General features: G+C 59.7%; 14 protein-coding genes and 1 pseudogene. 6 read left to right on the top strand and 9 right to left on the bottom strand.

Going from position 1 to position 15,731, the window contains the following annotated elements; genetic code table 11:
- Window positions 1-71 precede the first annotated feature (71 nt).
- The gene (locus BJ885_RS18030; protein WP_121932374.1) at window positions 72-2,456 is read left to right on the top strand and encodes a beta-N-acetylhexosaminidase; all 2,385 of its coding nucleotides are present in this window, start codon (window positions 72-74) and stop codon (window positions 2,454-2,456) included.
- 51 nt (window positions 2,457-2,507) lie between these two features.
- Here the strand turns inward: BJ885_RS18030 and ridA are convergent, their stop codons facing one another.
- The 4 genes from ridA to BJ885_RS18010 all read right to left on the bottom strand — a co-directional run bounded on the left by ridA (window position 2,508) and on the right by BJ885_RS18010 (window position 4,513).
- On the bottom strand, window positions 2,508-2,894 hold the full coding sequence (ridA, locus tag BJ885_RS18025; protein WP_121932375.1) for a 2-iminobutanoate/2-iminopropanoate deaminase: 387 nt from the start codon (window positions 2,892-2,894) through the stop codon (window positions 2,508-2,510).
- A 73-nt stretch (window positions 2,895-2,967) separates the two neighbouring features.
- Window positions 2,968-3,429: an aspartate carbamoyltransferase regulatory subunit gene (gene pyrI, locus BJ885_RS18020; RefSeq protein WP_023310197.1), complete on the bottom strand. Its 462-nt coding sequence runs from the start codon at window positions 3,427-3,429 to the stop codon at window positions 2,968-2,970.
- Between the two features lie 12 nt (window positions 3,430-3,441).
- Window positions 3,442-4,374: an aspartate carbamoyltransferase gene (gene pyrB / locus BJ885_RS18015; RefSeq protein ID WP_023310198.1), complete on the bottom strand. Its 933-nt coding sequence runs from the start codon at window positions 4,372-4,374 to the stop codon at window positions 3,442-3,444.
- Between the two features lie 34 nt (window positions 4,375-4,408).
- Entirely contained in the window at window positions 4,409-4,513 is a 105-nt protein-coding gene (locus BJ885_RS18010; protein ID WP_022646880.1) for a pyrBI operon leader peptide, read from the bottom strand.
- On the opposite strand from BJ885_RS18010, the pseudogene BJ885_RS18005 reads away from it, so the two are divergent.
- A pseudogene (locus BJ885_RS18005) lies at window positions 4,493-4,610 on the top strand (hypothetical protein). The gene BJ885_RS18010 and the pseudogene BJ885_RS18005 overlap by 21 nt on opposite strands.
- Before the next feature lie 3 nt (window positions 4,611-4,613).
- Here the strand turns inward: BJ885_RS18005 and BJ885_RS18000 are convergent.
- From BJ885_RS18000 to arcA, 5 genes are all read right to left on the bottom strand, one after another.
- Window positions 4,614-5,093 (bottom strand): arginine repressor, encoded by a 480-nt coding sequence (locus BJ885_RS18000; RefSeq protein ID WP_029739272.1) that lies wholly within the window; start codon window positions 5,091-5,093, stop codon window positions 4,614-4,616.
- A gap of 80 nt (window positions 5,094-5,173) precedes the next feature.
- Entirely contained in the window at window positions 5,174-6,577 is a 1,404-nt protein-coding gene (locus BJ885_RS17995; protein WP_029739273.1) for a YfcC family protein, read from the bottom strand.
- 47 nt (window positions 6,578-6,624) lie between these two features.
- Window positions 6,625-7,629 (bottom strand): ornithine carbamoyltransferase, encoded by a 1,005-nt coding sequence (gene argF / locus BJ885_RS17990; RefSeq protein ID WP_121932376.1) that lies wholly within the window; start codon window positions 7,627-7,629, stop codon window positions 6,625-6,627.
- Between the two features lie 120 nt (window positions 7,630-7,749).
- Window positions 7,750-8,661, bottom strand: a complete 912-nt coding sequence (arcC, locus tag BJ885_RS17985; RefSeq protein ID WP_121932377.1) for a carbamate kinase — start codon at window positions 8,659-8,661, stop codon at window positions 7,750-7,752.
- 10 nt (window positions 8,662-8,671) lie between these two features.
- Complete coding sequence (arcA, locus tag BJ885_RS17980; protein WP_121932378.1) at window positions 8,672-9,892, bottom strand: arginine deiminase; 1,221 nt, start codon at window positions 9,890-9,892, stop codon at window positions 8,672-8,674.
- A 675-nt stretch (window positions 9,893-10,567) separates the two neighbouring features.
- On the opposite strand from arcA, the gene BJ885_RS17975 reads away from it, so the two are divergent.
- The 4 genes from BJ885_RS17975 (at window position 10,568) to BJ885_RS17960 (ending at window position 15,723) form a co-directional block, all read left to right on the top strand.
- Window positions 10,568-11,020, top strand: a complete 453-nt coding sequence (locus BJ885_RS17975; RefSeq protein WP_121932379.1) for a YhcH/YjgK/YiaL family protein — start codon at window positions 10,568-10,570, stop codon at window positions 11,018-11,020.
- Window positions 11,021-11,223: 203 nt separating this feature from the next.
- Window positions 11,224-12,132, top strand: a complete 909-nt coding sequence (yagE, locus tag BJ885_RS17970) for a 2-keto-3-deoxygluconate aldolase (protein WP_121932380.1) — start codon at window positions 11,224-11,226, stop codon at window positions 12,130-12,132.
- Between the two features lie 14 nt (window positions 12,133-12,146).
- Window positions 12,147-14,114: a xylonate dehydratase YagF gene (yagF, locus tag BJ885_RS17965; RefSeq protein WP_121932381.1), complete on the top strand. Its 1,968-nt coding sequence runs from the start codon at window positions 12,147-12,149 to the stop codon at window positions 14,112-14,114.
- 226 nt (window positions 14,115-14,340) lie between these two features.
- Window positions 14,341-15,723 carry an MFS transporter gene (locus BJ885_RS17960; RefSeq protein WP_121932382.1) on the top strand — a complete coding sequence of 461 codons (1,383 nt, stop codon included), beginning with the start codon at window positions 14,341-14,343 and terminating at the stop codon, window positions 15,721-15,723.
- Window positions 15,724-15,731 lie beyond the last annotated feature (8 nt).

Below are 15,731 nucleotides of genomic sequence, written 5' to 3'. Positions count from 1 at the left end.
CTTGACGACAAATTGAGCGCATGTTAACAGAATGTTTTGCCTTTATTTGGCCCGTCAGATAAGGAACATTCATGTTACGGTACAGTCTCTTAACCGCCGGGCTGATGCTCGGCGCCTCAGCCTTTGCCGCCCCGGCAGGCGATCTCCCCTTAATGCCCTGGCCTGCCAAGGTTGAACGCCCGACGACACAGGGTGCGCTGGTGCTTAATGATAAAATCTCAGTCAGCGTCAGCGGCGACGATCTGGGCGACGCCGTCAACCGCCTGCGCCAGCGCATGGCCCTGCAAACCGGCTGGACGCTGCAGCCGCAGGCTGAAAAGCCAGACAAACCGACCATCCGCATCGCGGTTGCCAAAAAGGTAAAACCGCAGCCGCTGCCGGACAGCGATGAAAGCTATAAGCTCACGGTGGACGCCAACGGCGTCGATATCTCCGCCAACACCCGCTTCGGCGCGCTGCGCGCCATGGAAACCCTGCTCCAGCTGATGCAGAACGGGGCGGAAAACACCTCGCTGCCGTGGGTCACCATTGAAGATTCGCCGCGCTTCTCGTGGCGCGGGCTGCTGCTCGACTCGGCTCGTCACTTTATTCCGCTGCCGGATATCAAGCGCCAGATCGACGGCATGGCCGCGGCGAAGCTCAACGTCCTGCACTGGCACTTAACCGACGATCAGGGCTGGCGCTTCAGCTCGAAGCGCTACCCTAAGCTGACGCAGCTTGCCAGCGACGGGCTGTTCTACACGCCTGAACAGATGCGCGAAGTGGTGCGTTACGCCGCCGAGCGCGGTATCCGCGTGGTGCCGGAAATCGACATGCCGGGCCACGCCTCGGCGATTGCCGTGGCCTATCCGGAGCTGATGAGCGCCCCGGGGCCGTACGCCATGGAGCGCCACTGGGGCGTGCTGAAGCCGGTATTAGATCCCACAAAAGAGGCAACCTACGCCTTTGCTGACGCGATGGTCAGCGAACTGGCGGCGATATTCCCCGATCCGTATCTGCATATCGGCGGTGATGAGGTCGACGACAGCCAGTGGAAAGCGAACGCCGCAATCCAGAATTTCATGCGCGACAACAGGCTGGCGGACAGCCACGCGCTGCAGGCGTATTTCAACCGCAAGCTGGAAACGATCCTCGAGAAACACCACCGGCAGATGGTCGGCTGGGACGAGATCTATCATCCCGACCTGCCGAAAAGCATTCTGATCCAGTCCTGGCAGGGCCAGGACGCGCTGGGGCAGGTGGCGCAGAACGGCTACAAGGGCATTCTCTCCACCGGTTTCTATCTCGACCAGCCCCAGTCCACCGCCTATCACTACCGCAACGAAATTGTCCCGCAGGGGCTGAACGGCGTGGATGTGATTGCAGACACGGACAGCGTCCAGAGCTGGGCCTTTTCCATGCCGCGCCTGAAGGGCAAGCCGGTGGAGGGGAGCTTCACGCTGGTGAAAGGGGACGCAGGCTGGCGCGGGTTTATTGATTTTGCAGGGAAATCCCGCCGCGCGGTGCAGGATATTGAATGGCGTGACGACAATCAGGTCACGTTTAGCGTCGACACCTGGATGGGAGAAACGCGCCCGGTGGTCTCCGTTGATAACGACAAGCTCACCGGCTATTTCCTGGTGGGGAATACGCGTTACCCAATCAGCGGCACGCGTCTGGACGCGGTGCCGAAAGGCATTCAGCCCGTCGTGCCGGACGTGGCGAATCAGGCCAACCTGCTCGGCGGGGAAGCCGCGCTGTGGGCGGAAAACGTGGTGGCGCCGGTTCTGGATATCCGCCTGTGGCCGCGCACCTTCGCGGTGGCGGAGCGGCTTTGGTCCGCGCAGGACGTCAACGACGTCGATAACATGTACACCCGCCTGCAGGCGATGGACAGCTGGTCGACGGTGTCGGTCGGGCTGCAGCAGCATACCCAGCAGCAGGTGCAGTTCACGCGCCTTGCTGGTAATGCCGACACGCTGCCGCTGCAGATCCTCGCTCAGGCGGTAGAGCCCGCGCAGTATTACACCCGCCAGCACCTGAAGTTCCAGGCGGGAAATTATCATCAGTTCGAACCGCTCAACCGCTTCGCCGATGCGCTGAACGCCGAAAGCGCCACCGTGCGCCAGATGAAAAAATGGGCGGACCGCCTGGTGAGCGATGCGGAAGACGCGGAAAGCGCCGACGCGCTGCGCCACGTCTTTAACCGCTGGCAGAGCAACACCAGCGACGCGCTGGCGTTAAGCGAAAACAGCTATCAGCTGAAGGCGATGAAGCCGGTGATCCAGGAGGTGGATAAGCTGGCCTCGATTGGCCTGAGGCTGACGGATCTGGTGGCGCGCCAGGGCACGCTGGATGATAAAGAAATTGCGTCGATTCAGGGCGAGCTGGATAGCGCGGCGAAGGTCCAGGACGAGGTGGTGATTGCGGCGGTGTATCCGCTGGAGACGCTGCTCAGGGCGACGCGGAATCAGTAGCAAGCAACAAAAAAGGCAGCCTGGGCTGCCTTTTTTTATCGCCAAAGCGAATTAGCGACGTACCGCAATCGCTTCGATTTCAATTTTCACGTCTTTTGGCAGACGGGCCACTTCCACGCAGGAGCGCGCCGGGAAGGTTGCGTTGTGCTCGGTGAAGAACGCTTCGTAAGTGGCGTTAACGGTCGCGAAATCGTTCAGATCTTTCACGAAAACGGTGGTTTTGACGATGTCGCCCACTTTCAGGCCCGCAGATTCAACGATAGCCTGCACGTTTTCCAGCGACTGACGCGCCTGTGCCGCGACGTCTTCCGGCACCGCGCCGGTTTGTGGGTTCACCGGGATCTGCCCGGAAGTGATGATCATGCTACCCAGATCAACGCCCTGAACGTAAGGGCCGATAGCCGCTGGTGCATTTTCCGTCGCGAGTACTTTGCTCATGTTTTCTCCAGAATTACAGCGTTAAGAATGTTCCCGGCCATTATAACAGCCGGGATTTCATTACCAACCTCAATTAGTTGGCCAGCACCACATAATGAGAAAACTCTTTTTCGCAGTATTTGCATTTGAGCGCGATGTCATCGGCGCGTTTTTTCACTGCAAAGCTGGAGGAAACCGGTTCAGCATGGCTGATGCAGTTGCTGTTCGGGCAGACCAGCACGCTTTCGATGCGATCCGGCAGGCTCGGGCGGGATTTGCCCACCACTTCATACTCGTCGATGCGGTTGACGGTGGCGTCCGGCGCGTACAGCGACAGCTGGTTAACCTGCTCGTCGGTCAGGAAGGTATTCTCGATTTTGATCAGGTCCTTGCGGCCCATCTCGCCGGACGGCAGGTTCAGGCCGATGGTGATGCGCTGGTCGGTTTCGGTCAGTTTGAACAGCGTCAGCAGCTTAAAGCCCACCTGCGCAGGGATGTGGTCAATCACGGTGCCGCGCTTGATGGCTTCAACCTGGAGTTTGTTATCGTGTGTCATGGTCGTTTCCCCTTACAGTGCCAATTCGCGATTCAGAACCAGTGCCAGTAACGCCTGGCGGGCGAAGATGCCGTTTCCGGCCTGCTGGAAGTACCAGGCGTGCGGCGTTTTGTCCACGTCTGTGGTGATCTCATCGATGCGCGGCAGCGGGTGCAGCACCTTCATATTGTCGCGCGCGCCCTCGAGGTCGCTGGCGCGCAGCACGAACTGCGCCTTCACGTTGGCGTATTCGGACGGGTCCAGACGCTCTTTCTGCACGCGGGTCATGTAGAGAATATCCACGTGGCTCATCACCTCTTCGATGCTGGCGTGCAGGCTCCACTGAATGCCTTTCTCATCCAGCATGTCGAGAATGTACTGCGGCATCGCCAGCGCGTCCGGTGCGATGAAGAAGAAGCGGTTGCCGTTAAATTTCGCCAGCGCCTGGGTCAGGGAGTGGACGGTGCGGCCGTACTTCAGGTCGCCGACCATGGCAATATTCAGGTTCTCGAGCTTGCCCTGCGTCTCCTGAATGGTGAACAGATCCAGCAGGGTCTGCGTCGGGTGCTGGTTGGCACCGTCACCGGCGTTCAGTACCGGAATGCCGCCGGAAAACTCGGTCGCCAGACGCGCCGCGCCCTCCTGCGGATGACGCATCACAATCGCGTCGACGTAGGTGCTGATCACTGAAATAGTATCCGCCAGGGTCTCGCCTTTTTTACCCAGCGACGTGTTGCTGCTGTCCGAGAAGCCCACCACGCTCGCGCCCAGGCGGTGCATGGAGGTTTCAAAGGAGAGGCGGGTGCGGGTCGAGGCTTCGAAGAAGCAGCTCGCAATCACCTTGTGCTTCAGCAGCTCCGGTTGCGGATTGGCCTTCAGTTTTGCCGCGGTTTCCAGAACCAGTTCCAGCTCTTCGCGGCTGAGGTCGTTTATGGAAATGATGTGTTTTTGATAAAGCGGATTCATGTTTATCTCCTGACGCCGGGCAAAAAAAAGCCCCTCAAATGAGGGGCTCTGGGAATAGGTTTAGCAACGGGAAGAAAAACGGCAGGCCAGCGTCTGATTTCAGACGCGGTAAGACGTTATGTCGTACACGCTTGACCATGCTTCCTCCCGGCAAATTGTCGGGCATTATACGCAGCTCGCTTTTCGGATCAAGCGATTTAATGCACGCTTTACTCAATGCAAACGGTTCTTTATGAATATTAATGCGTTCTGAGTAAATAATTAATTTGCTTATGCACCAGTGCGGTGCGCTTCACGACCCGGGGCGCGACCCAGACGATACTGCTGCCAGCCACCACGCCTAAAATTTCCGGTAGCTGGTGATAATCCAGAATACGCGCCACCGCGCGGCCATATCCGGCGACGGTATGAACAAGGATAAACTCGCTATTATGCTCGACGCTGACCACCATTTCGGACACGGTACGCGCGGCGTCGGGGGCAGGGCGCAGCTGGGGATTCAGCGAATAAATCTTTAGCCCTTTGGCATTTCGAATTTTTATGACACCGAGCAATTTAAGCAGACGTGAAACGGTGGACTGGCTGATGGTCTCAAAACCACGCTCCTGCAAATCCCGGCGGATCTCCTCCTGAGAGAGATAGCTCTTTTCTGCGATCAGGCGCTGGCAGACCGTCAGCTGTAGTTGCTCTTTGGGAGAGTACTCTTCGTAATCCATCATAGTTCCCATATCAGTTCCTGAAATAACCGGTGGCACCGCACCGATCCGTAGGCCGGATAAGCGCAGCGCCATCCGGCAAATCACAACAAGGCACCCAGACTTAACGCCACCATAATCACCACCGTTAAAATGCCCAGCAGCGGCGCCACCCATTTCAGATAACGCACGTAGGGCACGCGGGCGATAGCCAGCCCGCCCATCACGACGGCAGAAGTGGGCGTGACGAGGTTAACGATGCCGGAGGCCGACTGGTAAGCCGTCACCACCAGGTCGCGGTTGACGTTAGCGAAATCGGCAAGCGGCGCCATGATCGGCATCGTCAGAACGGCCAGGCCGGATGAAGAAGGCACAAGAAACGACAGCACGACCTCCAGCCAGTACATCACGTTGATAAACGCTACCGTGGACAACCCGCTGACCAGCCCTTCCGCGCTGTGCAAAATGGTGTGGGTAATCATGCCCTTATCCATGATGACTACGATACCGCGCGCGATGCCGATAATCAGCGCGACGCCCAGCAAATCTCGCGCGCCGTTGATAAACGTCGACGTCAGCTCCTCTTCGCTCATGCGGGCAATCAGGCCGACGATAATCGCGCTGGCGAGAAACACCGCCGAGATCTCCGCCATCCACCAGCCCAGCACCGCCACGCCGTAGATCATCACCGCGAAGGCGAGGGCGAAAATCACCAGGATGATTTTGCGCACCGGGGTGAATTCCAGCGACTGTTCGCCCTTGTCGCCGAGGAAGTGGGCGCGGTTCTCTTCCTGTTTATCCGCCACGATCGACAGCGACGGATCCTGGCGCACCTTACGGGCGTAACGCATCACCCACGCCACGCAGATGATCCAGCCGATGACCAGCAGCGCCACGCGCAGGGCAATGCCGTTAGTAAAGGGGATCCCGGCAGCGTTGGCGGCGATCACCGTGGCAAACGGGTTAATGGTGGAGCCGAGCGTGCCAATCCCCGCCCCGAGCAGCACGGTAGAGGCGGCGACCACCGGATCGAACCGGGCGGCCAGCATCACCGGCACCAGTAGGGTGTAGAACGGCAGCGACTCTTCGGCCATGCCGTAAATCGTGCCGCCCGCGGCAAACAGCGCCATCAGGATCGGGATCATCCATTCCTCGCGCCCGCGCAGCCGGGTGGTGACGCGCTCGATCCCTGCGTCAATCGCCCCGGTTTTGGTGACGATCCCGAGAAAACCGCCGATGATCAGGATAAACAGCGCGACGTCGATCGCCCCGGCCTGGCCGGAGACCGGATCGTACAGCCCGGCGATGGGCGCCATCAGGACGGAAACCAGCCCCTGCGGATGTGCCGCCACGTGCGCGTACGTTCCGGCAATCGGGACTTCTTTACCGAGGGTTTCGTTCATCGCCATCTGGTACTGACCGGCGGGGACGACCCAGCTCAGCGCCGCCACAACGGCAATCAGGAAAAAGAGAATGGTGTAAGCGGAAGGAAACTTAAACTTGCCCATGATGTGCTCCTTAAACCCGGCGCACCCCGCGGCGCGCCGGGCGGTGATTAGTCGCCGAGTGTCGCCACCATGACCGCTTTAATGGTGTGCATGCGGTTCTCTGCTTCGTCGAAGACGATGGAGTTCGGTGATTCGAAGACCTCTTCCGTCACCTCCAGCCCCTTCAGGCCGTACGCCATCTCGATCTCGCGGCCCACTTTGGTGTGCTCGTTGTGGAACGCCGGCAGGCAGTGCATGAACTTGACGTTAGGGTTGCCGGTGGCTTTCATAACGTTCGCGTTGATTTGATACGGCTTCATCAGGCTGACGCGCTCGGCCCAGGCTTCCTTCGGCTCGCCCATGGAGACCCACACGTCGGTGTAGAGGAAATCGGTCCCCCGCACGCCTTCTTCCAGGTCGTCGGTGAGGGTGATGCGCGCGCCCGTCTCTTTGGCTATGGCGCGGCACTGCTCAACCAGCCCGGCTTCCGGCCAGAAGGATTTCGGCGCGACGAGGCGGATATCCATCCCCATCTTGGCCGCGCCGACCATCAGCGAGTTGCCCATGTTGTTGCGCGCATCGCCCAGGTAGGCAAAGCTCAGCTCCGGCAGGGTTTTGCCCGGCGCGTGCTCCAGCATGGTCATCAGGTCGGCGAGGATTTGCGTGGGGTGGAACTCGTCGGTCAGGCCGTTCCACACCGGCACGCCCGCGTATTCGCCCAGCTCTTCGACGATGGCCTGGCCGTAGCCTCGGTATTCGATGCCGTCATACATGCGGCCCAGCACGCGGGCGGTGTCCTTCATCGACTCTTTATGGCCGATCTGCGAGCCGCTTGGGCCGAGGTAGGTCACCTGCGCGCCCTGGTCGAACGCGCCCACTTCGAAGGCGCAGCGGGTGCGGGTGGAGGTTTTTTCAAAGATCAGGGCGATGTTTTTCCCGACCAGGGTTTGCTTTTCACGTCCGGCTTTTTTGGCGGCCTTCAGCTCGATGGCGAGGTCGATCAGGTACTGGATCTCCGCCGGGGTGTAGTCCAGCAGTTTCAGGAAGTTACGGTTTTTCAGGTTGATGGTCATGTGGGAAATCCTTTTAAAAATTTAGCTGTCTGATGCCCTCACCCCGGCCCTCTCCCATGGGGAGAGGGTGTAATCGTCCCCTCTCCCTTAGGGAGAGGGTTAGGGTGAGGGGAAAACGACTCAGTTACGAATCAACGTGCCTTTCTCGCCCGCCAGGATCTCCGCGCCGTCGGCGAGCGCGCCGATCCCGGCCATGCCGTTGCAGGCTTCAACAAACTCGCGGCAGGCGGCCACTTTCGGGCCCATCGATCCGGCGTCGAACTGCATGCCTCTGAGCAGCTCCGGCGTCACCTGCGCCAGCGGGCGCTGGGTCGGCTTGCCCCAGTCGAGGTACACCGCGTCGGCATCGGTCAGGATCAGCAGGGCGTCGGCCTCGATCTGCCTCGCCAGCAGGGCGGCGGAGAGGTCTTTGTCGATCACCGCCTCAATGCCGCGATAGCCGTTGGCGTTCTCCACTACCGGCACGCCGCCGCCGCCGTTGCAGATCACCAGGTGATCGCGCTGGATCAGCGCCGTGATGGCGTCGCTCTCGACGATGCGCTTCGGCTGCGGCGACGGCACCACGCGGCGGACGTAGCTCCCGTCGGCCCTGAACACCCAGCCTTTTTCCGCGGCCAGCGCTTTCGCCTGGGCTTCGCTGTACACCGGGCCGATGTACTTGGTCGGGTTGCGGAAGGCCGGGTCGGCGGCGTCCACTTCTACCTGCGTGAGCAGGACGCTCACCTCGCGCTGCGGCAGATTGTTTTTCAGCGCCTGCTGGAGCATGTAGCCGATCATTCCCTGGCTTTCGGCGCCGAGAACGTCCAGCGGGTAGGGCGTGACTTTGTCGTAGGCGCTGTTCTGCAGCGCTAGCAGCCCGACCTGCGGCCCGTTGCCGTGCACCAGCACCACGCGCCACTGTTCCGTCAGCCCGGCGATGGTGCGGGCGGCCTGCTCGATGTTGTGGCGCTGGATTTCGGCTTCCAGCGGCTCGCCGCGCTTGAGCAGCGCGTTGCCGCCAAGGGCCACAACCAGAGTGGGTTTTCGTTCCATGATGGCTCCTTTAAATTCCGTCGCGTTCCAGCGGGCAGCTCATGCAGCGCGCGCCGCCGCGGCCGCGTCCGAGTTCGTCGCCCGGGATGGGCAGCACGGTGATGCCCGCTTTGTCGTACTTCTCGTTGGTCCAGACGTTGCGCTCGTAGCCGATCACCACGCCCGGGCGGATGGTCAGCACGTTGTTGGCGTCGTTCCACTGCTCGCGTTCGGCTTCAAAGGCGTCGCCGCCGGTGGTGATCAGGCGCACCTGGTTAATGCCGAGCGCTTTCTCGATGGCGTGGAGCAGGTCGGTTTCCTGCGTGCGCAGCAGGCCGCCGCGTCCGTCCGGGGTGAGCGTCCAGCACTGAGCGTCCTTGCGCACCACTTCCGGGTAGACCGAGAAGGTGTCCACGTCGATGTGGGTCATCACGGTGTCGAGGTGCATGCAGGAGCGGTGTTTTGGCAGCTCAACGGCGATCACGCGCTCGGCCTGGCGGTGTTTGAACAGGCTGTTGGCGAGAAACTCCACGCCCTGCGGCGTCGTGCGCTCGGACATGCCGATCAGCACCGCGCCGCGGCCAATCACCAGTACGTCGCCGCCTTCTAACGTGGCGTGGTCGTAATTAATATTCTCGTCGCCGAAATATTTAATAAAATCGCCGTCGGCAAACGCCGGGTGCCAGCGATATATTGCCCGCAGGTTATTAGTTTCACGCTGACGGGCCGGTTTCGCCATTGGGTTAATAGAGACGCCGTTATAAATCCAGCATGAGGTATCGCGGGTAAATAAATGGTTAGGCAGCGGCTTCATGATAAAATCATTCGCCGTGTGGGTATCCACCACCATATTTTTAATCACCGCCGGAATTTCGCCGTAGGTTAATCCGCCGCTCAGTCGGCGCGCCAGTTCCCGGTGCGGCATATCCGCCAGCCAGCCGCGCACGTCGCCGGCAAAGGTTGGACCGAGGCGATAGTCGGAGATTTGGGTATCCAGCAGCCAGGCTTTCGCTTCTGCAATATCAAGGGTTTGTGTCAAAAGGTCGGTCAACAGCAGGACTTCCACACCCTGCTCGCGCAGCGTGTTGGCGAAGATGTCATGCTCCTCACCCGCCCGCTCAACCGAGAGCACGTCATCGAAAAGCAGCTCCTGACAGTTCGACGGCGTTAAACGTTTCAGACTTAAATTTGGGCGGTGCAGCATAACGCTACGCAATTGACCAATTTCAGAACCGACGTAATGCTTTTCCATAATTATTCCTTTAACTGTTTTTCAGAATAAAAAGGGCATGCGCCATGTGATTTTTTTAATTGCATGGCGGCTAAGCTCAATTGATTTCGTGATTCATACTAGGCAGTTAAATAATCCGTATTGTGATATTGCTCACGCGAAACCGGATATTAAGGGGTTTGTTTTCATTTGCATGATTCGCATCAGATAATGATTAATTTCATATTATTAAGGGGTGAATAGCTAAGCAGGATCCGCTGGCATTATTTGAGGTTGTTATTATTTTGTAGATTTTAATGTTTTGAAATGTATTGTTATATTATTGATTTTAAATGATAAATATTGATGGTGAGAATGGCTATGCAATTAACATAATTAACTATTTTTGACTTAAGAAAAATCAATAAATAATTATGGTTTTTTAGAGCAAATTATCAAAACAGTAAAGTGTGAGGCGGCAACGGGTTTTGTTAATTAGAGAGCATGATCAAGAGGTTAGAACAGCCGTGCGATAAGCGCTGATCGAGGTTATGCATAACCCCTGCATAAATGCCTGGGCAGGATTAACAGTGGGTTAACACCTTTCCCGATAAACATGCGCTCGCGCAAACCTCTTCGAAAAAGGGCTGGTATGGCAGTCTTAACTCTCGTATAAAAGATAAAAATGAAACGTTGTTTTACATAGAGGGATTTCACATGATTATCGGCAACATCCACCATCTGCAACCCTGGCTGCCTGACGCGCTGCGCCAGGCCATTGAGCACGTTAAAGCCCACGTCACCGACGCCACGCCGCTCGGCAAGCACGACATCAACGGCAGCAGCCTCTTTTATCTGGTCTCTGAAGACATGACCCAGCCGTTCGCCGAGCGCCGCGCCGAGTACCATGCGCGCTATCTTGATATCCAGATCGTGATGAAAGGACAGGAAGGGATGACCTTCAGCACATTGCCGCACGGCGCGCCGGACACCGACTGGCTGGCGGACAAAGACATCGCGTACCTGCCGGAAGGCGAGCAGGAGAAAACCGTGGTGCTGAGCGAAGGGGATTTTGTGGTGTTCTGGCCGGGCGAAGTGCATAAGCCGCTGTGCGCGGTGGGGGCACCGGCGCAGGTGCGTAAGGTTGTGGTAAAGATGCTGATCGGCTAAACGGGTTTACTCCCTCTCCCTGTGGGAGAGGGCAGGGGTGAGGGCACCAGACCGCACCCACGCATAATGTGATCCAGCTTAAATTTCCCGCACTCCCTCTTCCCTTCCCATTTACCTGCGCTTTTTCTGCGTCATAGTATGATCGTTAAATTAATGAACGCTGTTCTATAATGTAGAACAAAATGATTCAGCAAGGAGATCTCATGCCGCAGTCCGCGTTGTTCACGGGAATCATTCCCCCTGTCTCCACCATTTTTACCGCCGACGGCCAGCTCGATAAGCCGGGTACCGCCGCGCTAATCGACGATCTCATAAAAGCAGGCGTTGACGGCCTGTTCTTCCTGGGCAGCGGCGGCGAGTTCTCCCAGCTGAGCGCCGAAGAGCGTAAAACCATTGCCCGCTTTGCTATCGATCATGTCGATCGTCGCGTGCCGGTCCTGATCGGCACCGGCGGCACCAACGCCCGGGAAACCATTGAGCTGAGCCAGCACGCGCAGCAGGCGGGCGCGGACGGCATCGTGGTGATTAACCCCTACTACTGGAAAGTGTCGGAAGCGAACCTGATCCGCTATTTCGAGCAGGTGGCCGACAGCGTCACGCTGCCGGTGATGCTCTATAACTTCCCGGCGCTGACCGGGCAGGATCTGACTCCGGCGCTGATAAAAACCCTTGCCGACTCGCGCAGCAATATTATCGGCATCAAAGACACCATCGATTCCGTCGCCCACCTGCGCAGCATGATCCATACCGTCAAAGGCGCCCATCCGCGCTTCACGGTGCTCTGCGGCTACGACGATCACCTCTTTAATACTCTGCTGCTCGGCGGCGACGGGGCGATCTCGGCGAGCGGTAACTTTGCACCGCAGGTTTCGGTGAATCTTCTGAAAGCCTGGCGCGACGGGGACGTGGCGAAAGCGGCTGAGTATCATCAAACCTTACTGCAAATTCCGCAGATGTATCAGCTGGATACGCCGTTTGTGAACGTGATTAAAGAGGCGATTGTGCTCTGCGGCCGCCCGATTTCCACGCACGTGCTGCCGCCCGCCTCGCCGCTGGACGAGCCGCGCAGGGCGCAGCTGAAAACCCTGCTGCAACAGCTCAAGCTCTGCTGAGCCGGACGATAACGATGACCATTGAGAAAATTTTCACCCCACAGGACGACGCGTTTTATGCGGTGATCACCCACGCGGCGGGGCCGCAGGGCGCGCTGCCGCTGACCCCGCAGATGCTGATGGAATCCCCCAGCGGCAACCTGTTCGGCATGACGCAGAACGCCGGGATGGGCTGGGACGCCAACAGGCTGACCGGCAAAGAGGTGTTGATCATCGGCACCCAGGGCGGCATCCGCGCCGGAGACGGACGCCCAATCGCGCTGGGCTACCACACCGGGCACTGGGAGATCGGCATGCAGATGCAGGCGGCGGCGAAAGAGATCACACGCAGCGGCGGGATCCCGTTTGCGGCCTTCGTCAGCGATCCGTGCGACGGGCGCTCGCAGGGCACGCACGGCATGTTCGATTCCCTTCCATACCGCAACGACGCGGCAATCGTGTTTCGCCGCCTGATCCGCTCCCTGCCGACGCGCCGGGCGGTGATCGGCGTGGCAACCTGCGATAAAGGGCTGCCCGCCACCATGATTGCGCTGGCCGCGATGCACAATCTGCCGACCATTCTGGTGCCGGGCGGGGCGACGCTGCCGCCGACCGTCGGGGAGGACGCGGGCAAGGTGCAGACCATCGGCGCGCGCTTCGCCAATCACGAACTCTCCCTGCAAGAGGCCGCCGAGCTGGGCTGCCGCGCCTGCGCGACGCCGGGCGGCGGGTGTCAGTTCCTCGGCACGGCGGGCACCTCGCAGGTGGTCGCGGAGGCGCTGGGCCTGGCGCTGCCGCACTCCGCACTGGCACCGTCCGGGCAGGCGGTGTGGCTGGAGATCGCCCGCCAGTCGGCGCGCGCGGTGAGCGAGCTGGATAACCGCGGCATCACCACGCGCGATATCCTCACCGACAAAGCCATCGAAAACGCGATGGTGATCCACGCGGCGTTCGGCGGCTCCACCAATTTACTGCTGCACATTCCGGCCATCGCCCACGCGGCGGGCTGTACGATCCCGGACGTTGAGCACTGGACGCGCGTCAACCGCAGGGTGCCGCGCCTGGTGAGCGTGCTGCCCAACGGCCCGGACTATCATCCGACCGTGCGCGCGTTCCTCGCGGGCGGCGTGCCGGAGGTGATGCTCCACCTGCGCGATCTCGGCCTGCTGCACCTGGACGCCATGACCGTCACCGGCCAGACGGTGGGCGAGAACCTCGACTGGTGGCAGGCGTCCGAGCGCCGGGCGCGCTTCCGCCAGTGCCTGCGCGAGCAGGACGGCGTGGATCCGGATGACGTGATCCTGCCGCCGGAGAAGGCAAAGGCGAAAGGGCTGACCTCGACGGTCTGCTTCCCGACGGGCAACATTGCGCCGGAAGGTTCGGTGATCAAGGCCACGGCGATCGACCCGTCGGTGGTGGACGAAGATGGCGTGTACCGCCACACCGGCCGGGTGCGGGTATTTGTTTCGGAAGCGCAGGCGATCGGGGCCATCAAGCGGGAAGAGATTGAGCAGGGCGATATCATGGTGGTGATCGGCGGCGGGCCGTCCGGCACCGGCATGGAAGAGACCTATCAGCTCACCTCCGCGCTGAAGCATATTTCGTGGGGCAAGACGGTGTCGCTCATCACCGATGCGCGCTTCTCCGGCGTGTCGACGGGCGCCTGCTTCGGCCACGTGTCGCCGGAGGCGCTGGCGGGCGGGCCGATTGGCAAGCTGCGCGATAACGACATCATCGAGATTGCGGTGGACCGCCTGACGTTAACAGGCAGCGTGAACTTTATCGGCACGGCGGACAACCCGCTGACGCCGGAGGAGGGCGCGCGCGAGCTGGCGCGGCGGCAGACGCACCCGGACCTGCACGCCCACGACTTTTTGCCGGACGACACCCGGCTGTGGGCGGCGCTGCAGTCGGTGAGCGGCGGCACCTGGAAAGGCTGTATTTATGACACCGATAAAATCATTGAGGTAATTAACGCCGGTAAAAAAGCGCTCGGCATTTAATTATTTTAAGAGATAAAACCGTCTGCGGGAAATATTCCGCGGACGGTTTTGTCATTTCTGTTATTTATCAATATAAACAATGAGTTGAGATATATCGTCGGCGTCACAAAAGCAAAATAACGTAATTCGGAAATAAGATATGACCATTGCTGGTTAATTGAACAGCTCATTACACTCCATTAACACGATGTTGTAATTCAGCACACTACATAAGGGTGTAATTCTGATGACGCAATTAACCATGAAAGACAAAATTGGCTACGGGCTGGGTGACACCGCCTGCGGCTTCGTCTGGCAGGCCACGATGTTCCTGCTGGCCTATTTCTACACCGACGTCTTCGGCCTGTCGGCGGGCATAATGGGCACGCTGTTTTTGGTCTCCCGCGTGCTCGACGCCGTCACCGACCCGCTGATGGGGCTGCTGGTAGACCGCACCCGCACGCGGCACGGCCAGTTCCGCCCGTTCCTGCTGTGGGGCGCCATCCCGTTCGGCATCGTCTGCGTGCTGACCTTCTACACGCCGGACTTCTCCGCGCAGGGCAAGATCATCTACGCCTGCGTGACCTACATTCTCCTGACCCTGGTCTACACCTTCGTTAACGTGCCGTACTGCGCCATGCCGGGCGTCATCACCGCCGACCCGAAAGAGCGTCACGCCCTGCAGTCCTGGCGCTTCTTCCTGGCGGCGGCGGGCTCGCTCGCCATCAGCGGCGTCGCGCTGCCGCTGGTAAGCATCATCGGCAAAGGGGACGAGCAGGTGGGCTATTTTGGCGCCATGTGCGTGCTGGGGCTGAGCGGCGTGGTGCTGCTCTACGTCTGCTTCTTTACGACCAAAGAGCGCTACACCTTTGAGGTGCAGCCGGGCTCGTCGGTGGCGAAAGATCTCAGGCTGCTGCTGGGCAACAGCCAGTGGCGCATCATGTGCGCGTTCAAGATGATGGCGACCTGCTCCAACGTGGTGCGCGGCGGAGCGACGCTCTACTTCGTGAAATACGTGATGGATCACCCGGAGATGGCGACCCAGTTCTTACTCTACGGCAGCCTCGCCACCATGTTTGGCTCGCTCTGCTCCTCCCGCCTGCTGGGCCGCTTCGACCGCGTCACCGCCTTCAAGTGGATCATCGTCGCCTACTCGCTGATCAGCCTGCTGATTTTCGTCACCCCGGCGGAGCACATCGCGCTGATTTTTGCCCTCAACATCCTCTTCCTGTTCGTCTTCAACACCACCACGCCGCTGCAGTGGCTGATGGCCTCTGACGTGGTGGATTACGAGGAGAGCCGCAGCGGTCGCCGCCTCGACGGGCTGGTGTTCTCCACCTACCTGTTCAGCCTGAAGATTGGCCTGGCGATTGGCGGGGCGGTGGTGGGCTGGATCCTGGCGTACGTCAACTACTCCGCCAGCAGCAGCGTGCAGCCGGTTGAGGTGCTCACCACCATCAAAATTCTATTCTGCGTGGTGCCGGTGGTGCTCTACGCGGGCATGTTCATCATGCTGTCGCTCTACAAGCTCACCGATGCCCGCGTAGAGGCCATCAGCCAGCAGCTGATCAAACACCGCGCGGCGCAGGGCGAGGCCGTTCCCGACGCCGCGACAGCCGCATCCCATTAACCGGAGGC

Origin of the sequence: Enterobacter sp. WP_7_1 (genome assembly GCF_003688535.1) — a bacterium.
Taxonomy (GTDB): Bacteria; Pseudomonadota; Gammaproteobacteria; order Enterobacterales; family Enterobacteriaceae; genus Enterobacter; species Enterobacter asburiae.
This window is presented reverse-complemented; position numbering and strand designations above follow the sequence as displayed.

Bases quoted from the DNA above. Each gene is read 5' to 3' on its own strand.
- BJ885_RS18030 (WP_121932374.1), top strand. From the start codon at position 72: ATGTTACGGTACAGTCTCTTAACCGCCGGGCTGATGCTCGGCGCCTCA.
- ridA (WP_121932375.1), bottom strand. From the start codon at position 2,894: ATGAGCAAAGTACTCGCGACGGAAAATGCACCAGCGGCTATCGGCCCT.
- pyrI (WP_023310197.1), bottom strand. From the start codon at position 3,429: ATGACACACGATAACAAACTCCAGGTTGAAGCCATCAAGCGCGGCACC.
- pyrB (WP_023310198.1), bottom strand. From the start codon at position 4,374: ATGAATCCGCTTTATCAAAAACACATCATTTCCATAAACGACCTCAGC.
- BJ885_RS18010 (WP_022646880.1), bottom strand. From the start codon at position 4,513: ATGGTCAAGCGTGTACGACATAACGTCTTACCGCGTCTGAAATCAGAC.
- BJ885_RS18000 (WP_029739272.1), bottom strand. From the start codon at position 5,093: ATGATGGATTACGAAGAGTACTCTCCCAAAGAGCAACTACAGCTGACG.
- BJ885_RS17995 (WP_029739273.1), bottom strand. From the start codon at position 6,577: ATGGGCAAGTTTAAGTTTCCTTCCGCTTACACCATTCTCTTTTTCCTG.
- argF (WP_121932376.1), bottom strand. From the start codon at position 7,629: ATGACCATCAACCTGAAAAACCGTAACTTCCTGAAACTGCTGGACTAC.
- arcC (WP_121932377.1), bottom strand. From the start codon at position 8,661: ATGGAACGAAAACCCACTCTGGTTGTGGCCCTTGGCGGCAACGCGCTG.
- arcA (WP_121932378.1), bottom strand. From the start codon at position 9,892: ATGGAAAAGCATTACGTCGGTTCTGAAATTGGTCAATTGCGTAGCGTT.
- BJ885_RS17975 (WP_121932379.1), top strand. From the start codon at position 10,568: ATGATTATCGGCAACATCCACCATCTGCAACCCTGGCTGCCTGACGCG.
- yagE (WP_121932380.1), top strand. From the start codon at position 11,224: ATGCCGCAGTCCGCGTTGTTCACGGGAATCATTCCCCCTGTCTCCACC.
- yagF (WP_121932381.1), top strand. From the start codon at position 12,147: ATGACCATTGAGAAAATTTTCACCCCACAGGACGACGCGTTTTATGCG.
- BJ885_RS17960 (WP_121932382.1), top strand. From the start codon at position 14,341: ATGACGCAATTAACCATGAAAGACAAAATTGGCTACGGGCTGGGTGAC.